The sequence below is a fragment of the Anaerolineales bacterium genome (assembly GCA_037382465.1).
Lineage (GTDB): Bacteria > Chloroflexota > Anaerolineae > Anaerolineales > E44-bin32 > WVZH01.
Window position 1 is genome coordinate 1 of record JARRPX010000051.1, and the last position, 17,627, is coordinate 17,627.

Below are 17,627 nucleotides of genomic sequence, written 5' to 3' on the forward strand. Positions count from 1 at the left end.
CCAAGAACAGGTTTCGACGAAGCTCCCTTCGTCTGCGGCACCGCCCGAAAACGTCACCGTCCGATCTGGTTGGTCTCATTTCTGCATTCACAAGATTCTATTGTATCCTGATCCCTGCGCAGCGTGCCACTGTACGCTGTTCCGTCCCCCGCAGAGATCCATCCGTCCATGACGAACGGAATGCGCCCGTCCGCCGCGATCCATTCGCCGCGGAATTTACGTGCGATGTGCACGTGCAGGCCGGTGGCGTATCCGCCTTCGCAGGATGGATGCCCGATTCGCTCACCGGCGTGGAGGTACGTCCCCACCGGGACCCGGTCTCGGCTTTCGACGTGCATGTAGAGCAGTACCCAGCCGGTCTGCTCGTAGCCGTCTCCATCGAGGTCCAGGATGACTTCACCGTTCTCGGAGCGCAGAACCAGTCCATCGGCTGCGGCCACAACCCATTCATCGGAATAGCCGCATCCGAGTGCATAACCCGGAGGTGCAAAGTCGAGTGCAGCCCACGCCGCGCCATCCCCCCAGGCAGAATGCGGCCCTCCGGTGAAGGACCACACTTTGCCGTCTTCGAAAGGAAGCTGCAGCAAAGGTTGTTCCAGATCCTGCGGCACGAGCGGCTCGATTGCGCGCTCGAAAGGATCACCGAACAGCGTTGTATACGTTTGGATGAATCCCTGTGCAGAGACCACGCCGCGCCACGCCTCGACGTCGTACAACTTCGCGAAAAGATATTGAACGCCCACGCTTCCGGCGTTCAAACCCGGTCCAGGCACGACGACCTTGCCGTCTGAAAAGACCAGCGGTCCCACCCAACCGGCCCGCCACAAGTAGTAACCCTGGTTGAGTTGATCGGCGGCCCATGACAACTGCACGAACAGACCTCCCCAATCCTGCCGCTGGTAGCCGACAGGATAGACTCGGTCCAATGTATCGACGTCCGCGTTGGTTACCCAACCCCCTTGATACTCGAGGACGGCCAAAAGCAGCCGCGGGTTGACGGAATATCGCTGCGCCACCAATTGAACGATCTGCGCGCCGGTCATCTCTTCGTATTCGACTTCCTCTGTGTATGCGGAAAGGTATCCACCCCATTCATCGATTTCGGCTTGCAGATCGAAAATTACGCTCGCCGGCCCATAAACGAGTTCCGAATCCGGAACGAGTTTATTGCTCGGACCTTCGGGCTGTGGAACGGGTGCCGGGATTTCGAGCAGCTGTCCCACGGCAAGGTAATCGACGTTCGACAGTTGATTTGCCTGACTGATCTGGAGTACGGTCACATTGTATTGTTCGGCGATCTGCCCCAACGTCTCGCCTGCTTGCACCACGTGATAGAGCACGTCCATGCGCACCGTTGGCGTGTTACGCACAGGATCGGGTGTAGGAGGAAGAACTTCTTCACCCGGTGCACGTGAAGGCGGCAGCAATGAAATCAGCGGATGCTGTGTGGGCGTCGGAGTGATGACCGGCAGGGGATTGGCGTCCTTCGTGCTGGAAATGTTTTCCCTTGCTGAAAATATTCCGGGAAACGCACAAGCGACCGTGCTGGCCGCGATGACGAGCACAACGCAGGCGATGTATACCAGGCGTTTGCGGAAAAAGACGTTCGCCAACGCGGGATCCTCTCCAGACACTCTATGACAAAACAACGACTTTCTCACTCCCTGCACGGCGACTTGCGCGAACGGCGTATTGTCGAATCCAGTCAATCACCGGGCAGCGACTCATTTCTGGGTTCAAGATTCATGCCACGCCGTGCGAAAATACTTCGAATCATTGCGGGAAGACTGCATCCACCAGTTGGATAAATTCTGGAAGCAAGTCCGATGCGGGTGTTCGGTGAACGCGCTCCCGGAAGCAGGACGCCAGGGAGCGAAAATACCAGGCTTGATCCGCTCGCGGCCGGTTGAAGCGCTCCCAAAGCTCTTCCCCTTCGCGGCGCAGGAAATTACGGATGGACCGCATGTTGTCTATTTTATCGGCCAGCGCGAGCATGAGTACGTCATCATCGGCGCATCGAAGCTTGTCCAGCGTTTCCTGTTTGCGCTGCCGCCAGGGTGCCGAACGGTCGGACTCCGTAACGGCGCAAACGAGTCTCGCCACCCGATCGCCAAATCTCTTTCGAATCTCATCTAGCGTCACCGTTGTATCCTCAACCGTGTCGTGTAAAAAACCGGCGATGACGAGTTCCTGCGCGCATCCCGCAACGGCCAGAATGCGGCCCACCGCAAACGGATGTACGATGTATGGAACAGAAGTGCCCTTCCGGAATTGTCCGGCGTGTGCCCGCACGGCGAATTCTATAACTGTGAAAAGGGGATCCGTCTTCACTTTGTCCTTCATCGTTCTGGCACGCCTGTGAAAATCAAACCGTCGTCCGCCTAGGCGTTATTCCCATTTTTCATGACAACCGCCATCCGCATGGCGCCAATCTGCCATCGAATGATCCGGCAGCTCAAAGCCACTTCTCGAGCAGTAAAGATGGTTCGTTGACTCTGCGCAACCTTCCCTGGTGATCGATGAAAGACCAACGACCTGGGTCGGTTTTGTAAACTTGATACCCCAAACGTTCGTACAACCTTTGAGCGCCTATGTTTTCCACCGCAGCGGCAATCGCCACACGTTCGTACCCTGCATCGCGCAGAACGGATTCCGCCGCTTGGACCAGACGCGTCCCGATGCCCCGATTGCGGTAGGCTGGCCGGACGCGAAAGGCGTGCAGGTAAGCGCTCAGCGCGCCATGATGGATATCCGCACGATGCGCGTTGAATTGGATGAAGATCTGCCCCACGACTCTCCCGTCGCATTCGGCGACGAGGATCAAACGCCTGCCCAACTGCATCTCTTCCATCACGTGCCGGTAGACGCGCCGGTATTGGGTGTACTCGCCTTCCCATTCCATTTCAGGTAAGTCCGCTTCTACGGCGGGCCGGATGCGGCAATCAAGCGCCTCGACCATGAGAAGCTTCCCTTTCGATCAGTTTGTGTAGCAAAACTTTTTCTTCTGCTTCCGAGTGCAGCTCTTCGTCGATCCAGGCCGCTCGCAGCGCCCAGAGGATGCGTCGATAGCCAGGACCCGGCGGCAGGCCAAGCGCCCGCAGAGCCTCACCGTCCGATTTCGGCTCCACGAAACGCCAGACGCTCAAATAACGCTCGATGGCATCCCGCGCCTGCGTCTCACCCTGCAGCGCAAGCCAGGCAGCCGCCAGTGCCGCTTCGCGGCATTCATCCATCCGCGCCGTCAGCTCGCTCGCTTTCGCATCCTCCACCAACGAGGGCAGCTCTCGTCCCAGACTTGCAGCTTCGAGAATCTGGCCCATCAAGCCGGAGGGGAAATGCAGACGATCGCAAACCGCGTGTATCTCCTTCTGCGAAAGACGGAAGAACAGCAGAGTGTATATGAGAAATTCCTGCTCCGGCGGGTCTTCGAGCCGCCATGCCGGCGGCGCCTCGAAATCGAAGACTCGCGAGACGCGGCTTTCGAGCCACTCGTCCCAGATGAGTGTGGGATGGATCGCTCTCAGTAAATCCAGTTCCTGCAGGCGAGCCATGATCTGCGGCATGCGGTCTTCGTGGAAAATCTGAACCAGTTCATTGCGCAGCCGTTCGCCGCTGACCCGATCCAGAAGCGGAAGCGCCTGGCGGAGCAGCTCGAGGGTACGCGCTTCGATTTCAAAATTGAGACGCTGCTCGAGACGCACGGCGCGCAGCATGCGCGTGGGGTCGTCCACAAAACTGATGGAATGCAGCACGCGTATCTTGCGATCGCGCAGATCCCGTCCGCCTCCCCAATGGTCGAGTAACTGGCCGTAATGCCGGCCATCGAGACGTAACGCCAGCGTATTGATCGTGAAATCGCGGCGGTGCAGATCCAGCTTGATGCTGCCGCGCTCGACCGAAGGCAGCGCCGTCGGATGGGTATAGAATTCCGTCCGGGCGGAGACGAAATCTAGATCGGCAGGCAGATCGACTCCATCTTCCGCCGAAGTGGAGACGGCTTTCAGGAGCTGCTTGTTTTCGCGATCGAGCTGCCACTTGGCCGTCCCAAAGCGCCGATGGCTGCTGATGCGGCCGCCGTACTTCGAAGCCAGGCCTTTCGCCAATCCGATGGCGTCCCCCTCCACGACGAGATCGAAGTCCACACTGGGTTCGCGCAGCAGGAGATCGCGCACGAAACCGCCCACGATGTACAAAGCGGACTTGTGCGCCATGGCCTCCTCGGCAACCTTCTTCAGCAGCGCCAGCCTCTCCGGCTTCAAGGCGCTTTCCAACCGGTCGCCGAGATTCGTGAGCGGTGGTTCTTCAACCGCCGCACCGAGGATTTTCAGCAAATCGGTGCGCGTGACGATGCCAATGATTTCTCCGCTCTCCGGATCCGCAACGGGCACCTGACCCCAGCCGCGGTGAATCATGGCGCGCTGCAGGCGCTGAACGGAATCACCCGGATGGACCGTCAAGTCCCCGGCATCCATGATGCTGGAGATGGGCCGATCCTGCATGCCGTGCGTCACGGCCCGATCCACCGCCCGGCGAGTGAGCAGGCCTTTCACGGTCTTTCCCTCCACAACGGGGAAACCTTCGTGGCCGGAGCGCTGCATGCGCGCCAATGCATCCGCAATGCTGGTCTCCGGATTCAGTACTCGTGGGTCGCGCGACATGATTTCGGCGACCGTTTTTACCGGCTCGATGATCTGGGGCAAGAGTTCATGCAGCTCCGCATTGACTTCCGCCAGGCTGCGATCTTTGATCAACGCCGCAGCAGCGCGATCGTGCCCGCCTCCTCCGAAATGTTCCGCCACGCGGCTGATGTCCAGCAACGATGATGATGAGCGCCCGACCAGTTGAATCGCCCCGTTGAGGGCCACGAGCACGACCAGACCGTCCGGATCGAAAACGTCACGCAATTTGTGCGCCAAGGTAGAGATCTCGTCCACCATGTCCCCGGCGACGCCGCAAGCGATGACGATCGAAAGGCCATGAATCTCGAACGTCTCTACGGCTTCGAAGAGCTGGTTGAACAAATCTCGCTGGTCGGGAGAAAGGGGGTGATTTAGGAAATTGGAAGCGATGTCGAGGCTCGCTCCTGCTTCGAGCAGCCACGCCGCCGCACGCACGTCTCTCGGCGTAGTTGCCGCATAAGACAGCGATCCCGTGTCCTCATAAATACCCAGCAGCAGCAGGGTGGCGATGACGAGATCGAGCTTGATGTTCTCCTGCCGTAAGGATTCGACGAGCAGCGTCGTCGTAGCCCCGATATCTTCGAGATGCGCCGTCCAGGCCGGATTCAGCGCCTCGTCTTCGGGATGGTGATCGATGACGTGCACTTCGGTTGTCTTGGTGACTCCCTTGATCGAAACCGAGGACTGCGTGTCGACCAGGGTCAAACGGTCGACGTGACCGCGAGGCAGATCCTGAAATTCTTCGAACGGAAAGCGTTCGCCGTACAACGTCAGGTAAGCGTGTACGTTGCGGTTCAAACGCCGCGGCAAGACCGCCAGCGCTTCCGGATGGAGAAGGTGCGCGGCGAGCAGCGATGCGAGGGCATCGAAATCCGCTTGTTCGTGTGTCAGAATCAAGTGCATCGCCATCGATCCCATCGGAGGAAGTCCGTTCCAGCAATGCGCTGGTTTTTATGTGCACCCGCTTCCTCCCTCACGGGGATTATACAATGGGCTTGGAAATAGCGTTTCGCTGATTGTCCGGACACAGACACCTCGGTCGTGAGGCAGCGGACGTTGATTCTCTGAAGGCAGCGTGACCTTGAATACAAGGACAGATTGTGGTTAAAGTCAAACCTGATGAATTCCATCTTTTAGAAGACAAGGAAGCAGAATGAACCAGAAAGTTGACTCGAACTTCGAGATCCGCCCTGCGACCCCGGCGGACGCGGACGAAATCGCAGATTTGAGCGCCGAACTCGGATATCCCGCCTCACAAGAACAGATACTGAACCGGCTGGAGCATCTCAAAAGCCGCGCAGATCACGTTGTGTTCGTGATGGAAGTGCCGCACGGACCGATCGTGGGATGGATTCACGCCTACCTGCGCTACTTATTGATTTCGGGATTGAGCGCCGAAATTGGCGGCATCGTCATCCGGACTAGTTATCGTCGTCGCGGGCTCGGTAAGAAGCTGCTTCAACACGTCGAGGAGTGGGCAGGCAGACATGGCTGTGAGACCGTAGCGCTGTACTCCGGTATGCACAGGGACACGGCGCACTTGTTCTATCCCAATATCGGATACACGCGAATCAAATCATCCTGGAAGTACGAAAAGAAAATCCGCGTCGAGTGAAGCGCCGGCGCCGGGCGAAAGCACGACTTGCGTGAGACGCTACGTTGGAACGTAGAGCAGCGCGCCGCCTCTCGGGGGTAGACTCAGCCGCAGCCCTTCGCCGGACACCTGGTGATTTCCTTTGCTGATGGCATCGTAAACTTCGCGTCCAATTTCCCAGCCGATCGAATCGACGGCAAGCTGAACGCTGCGCGCTTCGTCGCTGATGTTGAGCAGGATAAGGGCCGATTCACCTTGCAGCGATCGCACGTATGCGTACACCCCACTCGAGTCATCGGCCAGAAAAGTTGCGTAATCGCCTTGCCGCAATACGGGCAAGCGATGCCGCAGATGGATCAAATTTCTGACGTAATCCCGCAGCGCATGGTTCCATGCTGCTTCGTCCGTAGGAAATGCACCCCGGCAATCCGGGTCCTTTCCTCCGGTCATGCCGATCTCGTCGCCGTAATAAATTGCCGGAGCACCGGGAAAACCCATCTGGAACAGAAACGCCTGCTGCACGACCCGATCGTCGTCAAAACATAAGGTCCGCAGGCGTTCGGTGTCGTGGCTGCCGAGCAGTACGTATTGGGCAAAGTTGTGTGCTTGCGGATAGGCCTGCAGGACAGCCTCGATCCGTTTGGCGAATTCGGACGGGGACAGAATCCTCCTCGCCACGAAATCCAGCAGTGCATCCCGGACCGGATAATTCATCAATCCATCGAAGTGACGCTCTCCCACGAAGCGGGGATTCACCTCCCAGACTTCGCCCAGCAGAAATGCGTCGGGGTTAATCTGTTTGACCTGCGAGCGAAAGGCTTCCCAGAAAGAATCGTCGTCGATTTCGGTGGGCACATCCAATCGCCAGCCATCGGCGCCCTGCTCGATCCAGTATCGCGCCACAGAGAACAGATACTCGCGCACACCGGGGTTGCCGGTGTTGAATTTGGGCAAATTGCGATGGCCCCACCAGGCCAGGTAGTTGATTTTTTTATGCGGATTGTAAGCATTGAGTGGAAAACGCTGGATGTGGAACCAATCCTGGTACGGTGAGTGTTCCTGATTCGAAAGCACATCATCGAAAGCGAAAAAGCCACGACCGCAGTGGTTGAATACGCCGTCCAGAACGATCCTCACGTGCAACTGATGCGCCTTCTCGATCAAGGCACGAAAGACGCTCAGATCTCCCAGCTTGGGGTCGATTTGGAAATAATCTATCGTATCGTAGCGATGGTTGGAAGCCGAGAGGAAGATCGGATTGAGATAGATCGCGTTCACGCCCAGATCGAGCAAGTAGTCGAAGCGATCGATCAGTCCTTGCAGATCGCCGCCGTGAAATCCCCATGCACTCGGTTTCTCGTTCCACGGGCGAACGTTGGGCGGATCGTTGGCGGGATCACCGTTGGCGAAACGATCCGGAAATACCTGATAGAAGACCGCATCTCTTACCCATTCAGGGACCGTCATCAACTCTTACCCAAAACATTGATTTCCAGCCTCGGCAGCGATCCTTGCCGCGCCGGCTGCCCTCCACGTCATGCTTCATGGTCCGGCCCCATCTATTCATCGACGCCGCCGCCCGATCCCAACAGCTCGAGTTTGCTCAAAGCCACGTCGATCGCCAGGTCGGGATCCGCCCCCTGTACGGCCACTACGTCCACCGCACTTTCCAACGGCGACCGATAAACATCCAGATCCATGAGCAGCGGCCGGGGAACACCCTGAAAGAGAGCGGCGGTGACTTCACGCTGCAGGATATCGGAAGATTCCAAACCTGTGAGAACCGAAAGATGATCCGCGTTGGCCACCTGACTGAGCATCCCCTGCGCTTCCGGCGTTAAGAGAAAGCGCATGAAAGCCCAGGAGGCCTCCGCATCGAGATCGGAGAGACCCTGCATCAAGTAGGAATTTTCCGTCCACACGAATCCCGCCAGATGTCGATCCGTTGCCTGATACAACGGCCAGAGGTCCACTAACAGATTCTGAATTCCAATCGCATCTTCATACCGACGCGCGTTCCACGTCCCATCGATGACCCAGCCCGCCTGGCCCGTCTCGAAGAGGTTCACATCTTCATCTGTGTTGGTCGTCACCCGGCTGGCCTGTCGGATGAAAGCGAGTAATTCAAGCCAGCAGCGGCCTTGCGGGGTGTCGATCGTGACTTCCCCCGACTCGGTGAACAACGATCCATCACAGGCATCGATCTGTGAAGCGGTGAAATCGAAGCCGAGATCCAAAGCAATTCCTACCTTGCCTTCTTCCTTGAGCTGCAGCGCCGTGTTCACCCAACCCTGTACACTCTCCGGTGCCGTTCCAGCCAATTCGCGGTTGCGGTACAAGACCACACCCTGGAGTTCCAATGGCAAACCGATTCGGGCGTTCTCATAGGACACCTGACTCCAGGCAAGAGGATGCACGTTGGAATCCAGTTCCTCATCGACGCGACCGGCAACGTCGACGACCCAACCTTGCGACCACATCCACGGACCCCACGATGATGGCGCGAAGACGATGGACGGGCCAAGACTTGCGTCTTCGAGCGATTCGAGCGCCGGTTTGAGTTCGTCTTCGGGAAAGTAGACGATGGAAAAATCCGTCGCGGGGTTCTGCTCCAAGAAGCGATCGATGACCCGATGCAGGCCGCGTAATTCATCGCTGTTCCAACTCAGCCAAATGCGGACTTCACCATGCAAGGACCCACTCGGCGTCGATTCCCGTGGAGTCTGCGAAGCAGAGGCAATTGTGGAGGAAACCGTCGCCGGGGCCGAGACGCCGCCCTGGTCCGTGGAGGAACCCGGATTACTTTGGCACGCTGCTGCCAAACTCACAAGTATCAACACGATTACGAGACTGCGTACGCTTACATTTCGCTGCATTTTCCTACCCAAATCGAACCTGCGCTTCTGTGGTACAAACCCAGCCGAAACAAATGACTCCGATTTGCAGCCGCTCGTACCGCAAGCTCAGCGATTCAGTCTACCACATTCCAATCGGTCCAAGTACACCGCGATTTTCGATCCCTCCTTACGGCGAAAATTGAATCAGCGCTGAACATCCAGCAAAGAGCGGACTTGTGTTATACAATCCCCGCAGTTGCTTCCTTTATAATTCGATTCACCTGGAGTATTCGAACAATGTCTTGGCGCACTCGCATGGCGGCAAAACTAAAAGGCATATTTCGGGGTTCACCTGTTTTGATCCAGCGGGATGACGGAAATCGAAAATCGGTCCTCGAACTGCGCAGTTGGTACCCCATAATCTTGCTCATCGTGATCCTCGTATGGCACGTGCACGAACTCGCTACGACGACGGCGATCGGTTTGGGTGCTCTCTTGGGCATCCTCTTCACCGCCTTCGTCTGGTCGCGCGCCATGCTCAACGACGTCGTCGGGAAGCGCACCCTGGTCTACCGGGCGATTCAAGTTGGCGATGAACTCGAGGAAACCGGCGAAGTGTTCAACGAATCCCGGCTGCCCGTTCTATGGGCCGAGTTTGTCGATAACAGCGACCTTCCAGGTTATACCATTTCAAGTGTACGCGGTTTGAATCCAAACATGCTTACCCAATGGCGCGCCGGCGCGATCTGTAATCGCAGAGGCCTTTTCCATCTCGGTCCATGGGAACTGCGCATGGGGGATCCGTTTGGCATTTTCAACGTGTGCCATATGTTCCACGAGCCGGAGGAAATATTGGTTTTCCCTCCGCTTGCCAGGCTGCCCGCGGGTTTGATGCCGCGAGGCGGTTCGCAGGGCGAATTTCTACTCGTCCCGCAGCCGCTTCACGCGGACACTGTGAATGCATCCTTCGTGCGCCCTTACGTACCCGGTGATCCCTTGCGTCAAATCCACTGGCCGACGACCGCCAGGCGCTTCGAACCGTACGTCAAAGGTTTCGAACCGGAAGGCACATCCACGATCTGGATCGTCCTGGATATGGATGGAGAGGCTCATTTTGGGGAGGGGCAAAATTCAAGCGAGGAGGTCATGATCATGCTTGCGGCCTCGCTCGCGCGTGAATATCTGCAGACGGGATTGTCCGTCGGGCTCTTCGCTCACGGCACCGAACGCGTCATCATTCCGCCGCAGAGAAGCCGCACGCATTTCTGGACGCTGCTGCGAGGACTGGCGCCATTACGGGCCAGCGCCTCCCGTCCGCTGGCAAAAACGATCGTAGATGCTTCCGCGGTTCAATCCTCCCGCCATCTTTCGGTGGTGATTACGCCGTCACTAAACACCGAGTGGTCGGCAAAGATCAATCCCTTTGCCAGCAGCAGCCACGGCGGCGTGATGGCAATTCTGTTGGATTCGGGCGATCCGGAGCAATCAGGAAAAACGGAAGCCGCCGTTCTCGAATTATCGAAAATCGGGATCCGGACGCGCGTCGTGGTTCCGGCTTCGGTCAAGCCCATCTACGCCGCCTATGGAGAACTACATCGTTGGGAATTCACGCAGCTTGGCACCGGCGCCGTCGTTACACGTTCACAACCCCGCGCTACGATGGACCTTTCTATGAGGGCCGACAAATGATCGCTGCTGCGCTGGTTCGACGCACGAAGCACCTCTTCGTCCCCGCTGCGTTGGTGTTGGCCATCGCCGTTACGTTTTCAGACAGCGTTCAGGACACCGGGTGGACGCGGCACGAGATCTCCTATCTACTGGTCGTTTTAACGGCGATCCTGTTTGGAGCTGCGACGGCCGTCTCCCGATTCCGGTCCAGAACGGTTCTGGCATACCACTTGTTGCTGTCGCTCATCGTCGCCGCCGAATCCGTCGGCCGTTTTTTCCCGCTGCGCATGTTGACTCAGCTTGAACCACAAATCAGCATCATCCAATCGATGCACACCCAGATCATCAATTTACTCGATCGCCTCCAATTCTGGGGACTTGCGATCATAAACCGCCAGCAGATATTCGATAATGGTTGGCTGCTGTTTTGTATCGTTTTACTCATATGGAACGGTTTCGCCTGGTTCATGTGGTCCCTGATCCGCAGGAAGCGTGCCCTCGAAGGACTTGTGCCGCTGGGATTGATGCTGGGCGCCAACATTCAACTCGGCGAAGAGCCAACTTCTCCCCTGGTAACTTTTACTGCGCTTAGCTGCTTGTTCATTGCCTACATGGTGTATTACCGTGCCCACGCCGACTGGCGCCAACGCAAGGTCGATTATCCCGATCTGGGCTACGATTGGAGCGCGATCGCCGCGTTGCTCACCGCTTCGATCACGGTATTCGTGTTCATCTTCCCCATATTTACGACGGTCGAAGGCTGGCGGAAAATCGCCGACTTCCTGGAACGCCTGCAGATCGAACCGATAAGCGACAACGCCCCGCTGCCCGAGGGGCCTTTCCCCAGTCTTGGACGAGAGGCGGTGAGTGCATATACACCCGACATGAGCACGATCGGCATTCCCCTGGAAAAAGGGACCGATACGATCATGCGGGTCCGCCTCAGCGATCCTGTGCCGCCGCCTCCCGAGTTGAACATTCAAATGACCGCTATCCCGAGGCATTATTGGCGGAACGAAGTGTTTGGAGAATACACAGGCACCGGTTGGAATCCCGTCGAAACCTTATCTACAATCGAGGACATTCCCGACGTGGTGCCGGAGGCTCCGCCGGGGCGGTACTTCCTGCGCCAGTCGTTCTGGATCATCGCCGACCACGGCCAGAAGCTCTTTGCGGTCAACGATCCTGTCTGGGGCGATCGCAACATTCAGCTTCTCTCGATCGGACCGGAAGACTCGCTGATCTCCGGGAGAACGGATCGCTACGGCATCGCTTCCTTCGCCGTAGACGTTTCCGCCCACGACCTCGCCTCCGCGCCTGTAACCTACCCCGATGAAATCACCGATACGTATTTGCAATTGCCGAATACCATCTCGCAGCGTACACGAAACCTCGCCGCAAATATTGCCTTCGGCTCCGAGTCGAGTTACGAAGTCGTGAAGCGGGTGGAAGACTATCTGCGCAACAATTACACCTACAACCAGGATGTCCCGCAGGTTCCCGAAGGACGGGATGCCGTCGACTATTTTCTTTTCGACGCGCCGGGAGGCTTCTGCAGCTATTACGCCTCCGCGATGGCCGTCATCCTGCGCGTGCAGGGCATCCCTGCACGCGTCGTTACGGGATATTCAATGGGCGAGTTCGACTATCGGGTGAGTGAGTATCGCGTCCGGGTCGATAACGCACATGCCTGGGTGGAGGTGTACTTCAGCGGATACGGCTGGATCGAATTCGAGCCAACCTCGACGCTGGCTACCTTCGACCGCGGCCTCCCCGAGAATGAAAACGAAGAGGAACTCGCCGGCGAGGAAGATGAGACTTCTATTCTCTTGCCCAGGGAGCTGGTCTTCACCAGCCTGCGGCTGATCCTCACCATACTCGGCATCGGTGGCGGTTTGCTGCTTTACAGAAGATCCGATTTTTCGCGTAGATCTCCGCGCGAGAAGATCGAAGCTCTATATAAAAACGTTCGCCGCTCGTTGAAATCCCTGGGCTATTCGGCTTCGAAGAGTACCACGCCCAACGAATTTCTGGATCGTTTCAAATCCGCTTTTTCGGATCACGAAAACGTAGAGTCAGCGCTTACAGAAAGTACCGCAATGTATTTGATAGCCAGATTCAGCGAAATGGAGATTACAGAAGAATCTGCGAGTCGGATTCGGGCTTCCTGGCGCCAGGCACGTCGACAGCGCTGGGGGTTGTGGCTGAATCACTTGTATCACCAACGCATCCCGGGCTTCTTTCGACGCATATTCCGGGAAAAAACCCCATCTACGTAGCGGCTATTTACGGTGAGCAGTTTTCCGGCCGCCGGGATTTAAACTCTACTAGCCAGCATCTAAAATTGAGCCCGAATTATTCTGCTCGGTAATTGGCCGATCTTAACCGTAGCGGCTTCCTTCCTGCCGCGCAGGAGTGATATTTTCAGCGAAAATTCCAGTTCGAATCGTGCTGAGCCGCTTGGCATAGTTGGCGAAAAACATTATTATTCTCTTCCCCGACGATCATCATCACTTCACAGCAACCGGGCCGGAATTACCATCACGAGGAGCATGAAGGATGGCGAAACTTGCAGACGGACGAGCCTTACCTGGGAAGCTCTTCATCGTTGAAGGAATCGATGGGTCCGGCAAGAGCACACAGCTCGACATGCTGCGGAAATGGCTGCTCGGCCAGGGCTTTTGCGTCGCATTCAGCGAGTGGAATTCATCGCCCATCGTATATAAAACGACGAAACGCGGCAAGAAAAAGCGGCTTCTCACACCGACGTCTTTCAGCCTGATCCACGCCGCCGATTTCGCCGATCGCATGGACCGGCAAATGCTCCCGGCGCTGAAAGCCGGCGCCATCGTACTCGCCGACCGCTACGTGTATACCGCTTTCGCCCGCGATGTCGCCCGTGGGGTCCATCCGAAATGGGTGCGATCCGTATATTCGTTTGCCATCGAACCTACGCTTGCGTTCTATTTCCGGGTGTCCCTGGACGAAGCGCTGGAGCGCATCTTGAGCGGAAGACCGTCGTTGAAATATTACGAAGCCGGAATGGATCTGGGCTTGAGCGATGACCCCTATACCAGCTATCGGATCTTTCAGTCGAAAATCCTCGATGAATACGAAAAGATGACCTCCGAATTCAATCTCGAAGTCATCGACGCCTCCCTGCCGCTTCTCGAACAGCAGGAATTGGTCCAGGAAGTCGTTCACAATCATCTCGGTGACGCGCTGCGTACGGAACCCAGCGCATGGCGCCAGGTGCTGACGTCGGAAGGCCTGATCGGCCACTACCTGGAGAAGGACGTTCTTCGGGAAGGAGAGCCATGACGGAATTGAAATTCTACGGTCACGGCCTTCCCGGAATGAAGAAAAAACAACTCCCCGGAAAGCTGATCGTGCTGGAGGGCACAGATGGGGTAGGACGATCGACCCAGATCGCGTTGCTCCGGGAGTGGCTCGAATCGGAAGGTTACGCCGTCGCCGCAACGGGTTTCAAACAGGGAAAACTGGCGGGAAAAGGCATAAAATCCGCCATGCTCGGGCATACACTTAGCGACACGACGATGAACTTGTTCTATATTACAGACTTCGCGGACCGGCTGGAGCAGGAAATCATGCCTGCACTGCGGGCGAGTTTCGTTGTCTTGCTCGATCGTTATCTCTTTTCCATCATCGCACGGGCACAGGTGCGCGGCGCCGACCCGACTTGGCTGCGCGATATTTTCGGCTTCGCCCTGGTTCCGGACAGCGTCTTTTACCTGCAGGCCGATCTCGCCAACCTCGTGCCTCGCGTGTTGAACGCCCGCGGTTTCTCGTATTGGGAATCCGGCGTAGACATCCTCCCGGGTCGGGATTACTACGACAGCTACGTCGAATATCAGACGCGGCTGCTCGCTCAATTCGATTCGATCGCAGACGAATTCGGCATGATCCGCGTAGACGCCAATCAAAGCATCCATCACGTGTTCCAGACCATCCAAAAGCAGATTTCTGAGACGATTGCGGACATGAAGCCAGCCAAGCGATCCAAGAAGAAGGCCGAAGTAAAACTTCAGGGCAAGGAAAGCAAAAGCAAGGCGAAAAAAATCAAGAAACATCAATGATCGACCTTGCATAAAGCAGCACGACGCAAGTCCCGGCGTAGGAGGCGAAGTGGCATCAGGCACCAATAACCATGAACTGACCCCCGAAGAGAACGAGATCCTGGAACAGATTGCGCAAAAAGGCGATCCGGCCTCGCGCCAACTTGCTTGTTTGATTATTTTCTGGAATCAGGGCCTCTCCTTGGAGGAAATTTCGACGAAGGCGAAGATTCCGCTCGAGGAAGTCCAGGGAGCCGTCAGCCATTACAAGGAGAAAGGGACACTCATCTTCCCCACCACCCTGGTTGAAGAAGCGGTTGTGGCGTTGGTATCCGAACGAGCCAGCGAAGAAAAAACGAAAAAACAAAACTCTCCCGGAATCCTGACTGACGATTTCATGAGTGAGGCAGGCCGTAAAGTCCTGCGCTTCCATTTCGAACGCATGTTGGAACATGAAGCAGGAACGCGCCTCGGGGAAGACATCGAAGCGCTGCACGACATGCGCGTGGCCACGCGGCGGATGCGTTCGGCATTCCGCATTTTTGGACCCTACTTTAAGCGCAAACGAATCAAACCCTTTCTCAAAGGACTGCGGCGTACGGGTCGTGCTCTCGGTCGGGTGCGGGACCTCGACGTATCGATGCAGAAGGCAGACACATATCTCAAGCAGCTTTCCGACGACGAAAAAAGCGCATTGGATCCGCTGCTCGATCGTTGGCGGGGAAGGCACGAAACGCTTCGTGCGGACTTGCTCACCCACCTCGACAGCAAGCGCTATAAGGAATTCGTGGATCAATTCAACACCTTCCTATCGACGAAGAACGACGGTGCGAGAAAAGTCAAACTCTCCAAACCGAATGCGTACCGGGTTTATCAAGCAGTCCCAATTCTGATCTACAAACGCTACGGCATTCTGCGCGGGTATGACGAGATCCTGGAGAAGGCCGAGCTCGATACCCTGCATGCGCTGCGTATCGATGTCAAGCGTTTCCGCTATCTACTCGAATTCGTCCAGGAGGCACTCGGCCCGACGGCGAAAGATGTGATCCAGGAATGTGTCATCGTTCAGGATCATCTGGGCGAGTTGAACGACGCCGATATCGCCTGCCGAATCCTCGTTGATTTTCTCGAGGACTGGCGTAAAAAACGCCGCCGCGAGAATACCGACATCAGCGGCGTGGCAGACTATCTTGTATGGCGGCAAGTCGAACTGCGCAAACTGGTGGACACCTTCCCAGCGACGTGGATCCGCTTCTTACGTTCCAACATTCGTCACAAACTCGCAGTTGCCGTATCCGAATTGTAGCTGCAGCCATGAATCTCGATTTCCTGTTCGTCGCATCCAAATCGCGATAGGATACGGGGATGAAATCAATCACAACGGAGGACAGTATGATCCTGGTCTTGCTCGGTCCGCCCGGCGCCGGTAAAGGTACACAAGCCGAACGCTTGCAAGAGACGTTCAATCTGGTACACGTCGCAAGTGGCGATCTTTTTCGTGAAAACTTGCGCGAAAAGACAGAACTGGGAAAGCTGGCGCAGAAATATATGGATCGTGGCGAATTGGTCCCGGACGATGTGACCATCGGCATGATACGCTCCCGTCTCGAACAACCCGATGCTGCCGAAGGCGTCATTCTCGACGGATTCCCCCGCACGATCGCACAAGCGCGCGGCCTGGATGAAATGCTCGATGCTATGGATCGAGAATTGAGCGCAGTGCTCCACATTGCAGTTCCGGATGAAGAACTGATCCGGCGTCTTTCCGGGCGCTGGATTTGCGAGCAATGTCAAACGCCGTATCACGTCCTTTCCAACCCGCCACGAGAAGCGGGGATATGCGACGTGTGCGGCGGGAAATTGTATCAGCGCGAGGACGACAAACCGGAGACTGTCCGTGCACGGCTCAAGGTCTATCACGAACAAACCTCCCCGTTGATCGAATTTTATCGGAAAGCAGACCTGCTGCGTGAAGTGGATGGTTCAGGAGGCATCGACGAAGTATGGCAGGCGCTAAAGAAGACCGTAGAAGATCTCGGTTGAACTACGCAAATCCTATCCAGGGATTATTCCTTCGCACAAGTAATTTTATACTTCGAATATGACGATCTACCCCCGTCTGTAGACTGCGATTTTGCCTGTTTCACGTTTCCCTGCCCAACACGCCCGTTTCGAAAAAAACACGCACCGTACAGTGGGTATAATGAAGGTTGTGGAACACACGGACACGACCCATTGGCGGCTCGTCCGCTCTGCAGCGGCCCGCGGCGCCGAAAATATGGCGGTCGACGACGCAGTCCTGCAAGCCGTATGTGAGAATAAATCCCCCTGCACGCTGCGTGTTTACGCATGGCAGCCCCCTTGCCTGTCCCTCGGCTACGCACAGCCTTTTCATGACCTCGACATTTCCCGCCTCGACGAACTCGGCTGGGATGTCGTGCGCCGTCCTACGGGAGGACGGGCGATTCTGCATACCGACGAGCTGACCTATGCGCTCATCGCGCCGGACAGCCATCCGGCTTTCTCCGGCGGCGTTTTGGCCAGCTACAGAAAATTGAGCGCCGCTCTCGTCCGGGCTCTGGAAAATCTGGGCCTGGACGTCGATGTCTCCCCCGATACGGCCCTTCCCGAGGAGCAGCGCCGGGAACCAGTGTGCTTCCAAAGTCCCAGCGCATATGAAATCACAGTGCGGGGGAAAAAGATCGTGGGCAGCGCACAGCTTCGCCGCCGGGGAGCCGTGCTGCAGCACGGCTCCATTCCTCTCAGCGGAGAC

At 56.8% G+C, this 17,627-nt stretch carries 14 protein-coding genes; 8 read left to right on the top strand and 6 right to left on the bottom strand.

Going from position 1 to position 17,627, the window contains the following annotated elements; all coding sequences use genetic code 11:
• Nucleotides 1–53: 53 nt before the first annotated feature.
• The 4 genes from P8Z34_12550 to P8Z34_12565 all read right to left on the bottom strand — a co-directional run bounded on the left by P8Z34_12550 (nt 54) and on the right by P8Z34_12565 (nt 5,582).
• Complete coding sequence (locus P8Z34_12550; protein ID MEJ2551504.1) at nt 54–1,613, bottom strand: LysM peptidoglycan-binding domain-containing protein; 1,560 nt, start codon at nt 1,611–1,613, stop codon at nt 54–56.
• A 160-nt stretch (nt 1,614–1,773) separates the two neighbouring features.
• Nucleotides 1,774–2,343, bottom strand: coding sequence for an HD domain-containing protein (locus P8Z34_12555; protein MEJ2551505.1), 570 nt, complete (start codon nt 2,341–2,343; stop codon nt 1,774–1,776).
• A 112-nt stretch (nt 2,344–2,455) separates the two neighbouring features.
• Entirely contained in the window at nt 2,456–2,959 is a 504-nt protein-coding gene (locus P8Z34_12560; protein ID MEJ2551506.1) for a GNAT family N-acetyltransferase, read from the bottom strand.
• Complete coding sequence (locus tag P8Z34_12565) at nt 2,943–5,582, bottom strand: CBS domain-containing protein (GenBank protein ID MEJ2551507.1); 2,640 nt, start codon at nt 5,580–5,582, stop codon at nt 2,943–2,945. The genes P8Z34_12560 and P8Z34_12565 overlap by 17 nt, the downstream gene beginning before the upstream one ends.
• Nucleotides 5,583–5,832: 250 nt before the next feature.
• On the opposite strand from P8Z34_12565, the gene P8Z34_12570 reads away from it, so the two are divergent.
• Nucleotides 5,833–6,294 (top strand): GNAT family N-acetyltransferase, encoded by a 462-nt coding sequence (locus P8Z34_12570; GenBank protein ID MEJ2551508.1) that lies wholly within the window; start codon nt 5,833–5,835, stop codon nt 6,292–6,294.
• Nucleotides 6,295–6,333: 39 nt separating this feature from the next.
• On the opposite strand, the gene P8Z34_12575 is transcribed toward P8Z34_12570, so the two are convergent.
• Nucleotides 6,334–7,740: a glycoside hydrolase family 13 protein gene (locus tag P8Z34_12575; GenBank protein MEJ2551509.1), complete on the bottom strand. Its 1,407-nt coding sequence runs from the start codon at nt 7,738–7,740 to the stop codon at nt 6,334–6,336.
• Nucleotides 7,741–7,832: 92 nt separating this feature from the next.
• Complete coding sequence (locus P8Z34_12580) at nt 7,833–9,149, bottom strand: extracellular solute-binding protein (GenBank protein ID MEJ2551510.1); 1,317 nt, start codon at nt 9,147–9,149, stop codon at nt 7,833–7,835.
• Nucleotides 9,150–9,407: 258 nt separating this feature from the next.
• Here P8Z34_12580 and P8Z34_12585 point away from each other — a divergent pair, with 258 nt between their 5' ends.
• The 7 genes from P8Z34_12585 to P8Z34_12615 form a co-directional block, all read left to right on the top strand.
• Nucleotides 9,408–10,799, top strand: coding sequence for a DUF58 domain-containing protein (locus tag P8Z34_12585; GenBank protein MEJ2551511.1), 1,392 nt, complete (start codon nt 9,408–9,410; stop codon nt 10,797–10,799).
• Complete coding sequence (locus P8Z34_12590; protein MEJ2551512.1) at nt 10,796–13,057, top strand: transglutaminaseTgpA domain-containing protein; 2,262 nt, start codon at nt 10,796–10,798, stop codon at nt 13,055–13,057. The genes P8Z34_12585 and P8Z34_12590 overlap by 4 nt, the downstream gene beginning before the upstream one ends.
• 280 nt (nt 13,058–13,337) lie before the next feature.
• Nucleotides 13,338–14,099, top strand: coding sequence for a hypothetical protein (locus P8Z34_12595; protein MEJ2551513.1), 762 nt, complete (start codon nt 13,338–13,340; stop codon nt 14,097–14,099).
• Complete coding sequence (locus P8Z34_12600; GenBank protein ID MEJ2551514.1) at nt 14,096–14,875, top strand: hypothetical protein; 780 nt, start codon at nt 14,096–14,098, stop codon at nt 14,873–14,875. Before P8Z34_12595 ends, P8Z34_12600 begins: the two co-directional genes overlap by 4 nt.
• Before the next feature lie 49 nt (nt 14,876–14,924).
• Nucleotides 14,925–16,160, top strand: coding sequence for a CHAD domain-containing protein (locus P8Z34_12605; protein ID MEJ2551515.1), 1,236 nt, complete (start codon nt 14,925–14,927; stop codon nt 16,158–16,160).
• Between the two features lie 59 nt (nt 16,161–16,219).
• Entirely contained in the window at nt 16,220–16,897 is a 678-nt protein-coding gene (locus tag P8Z34_12610; GenBank protein ID MEJ2551516.1) for an adenylate kinase, read from the top strand.
• 160 nt (nt 16,898–17,057) lie between these two features.
• Nucleotides 17,058–17,627 (top strand): lipoate--protein ligase family protein (locus tag P8Z34_12615; protein MEJ2551517.1); only part of this gene is annotated, 570 nt, incomplete at its 3' end.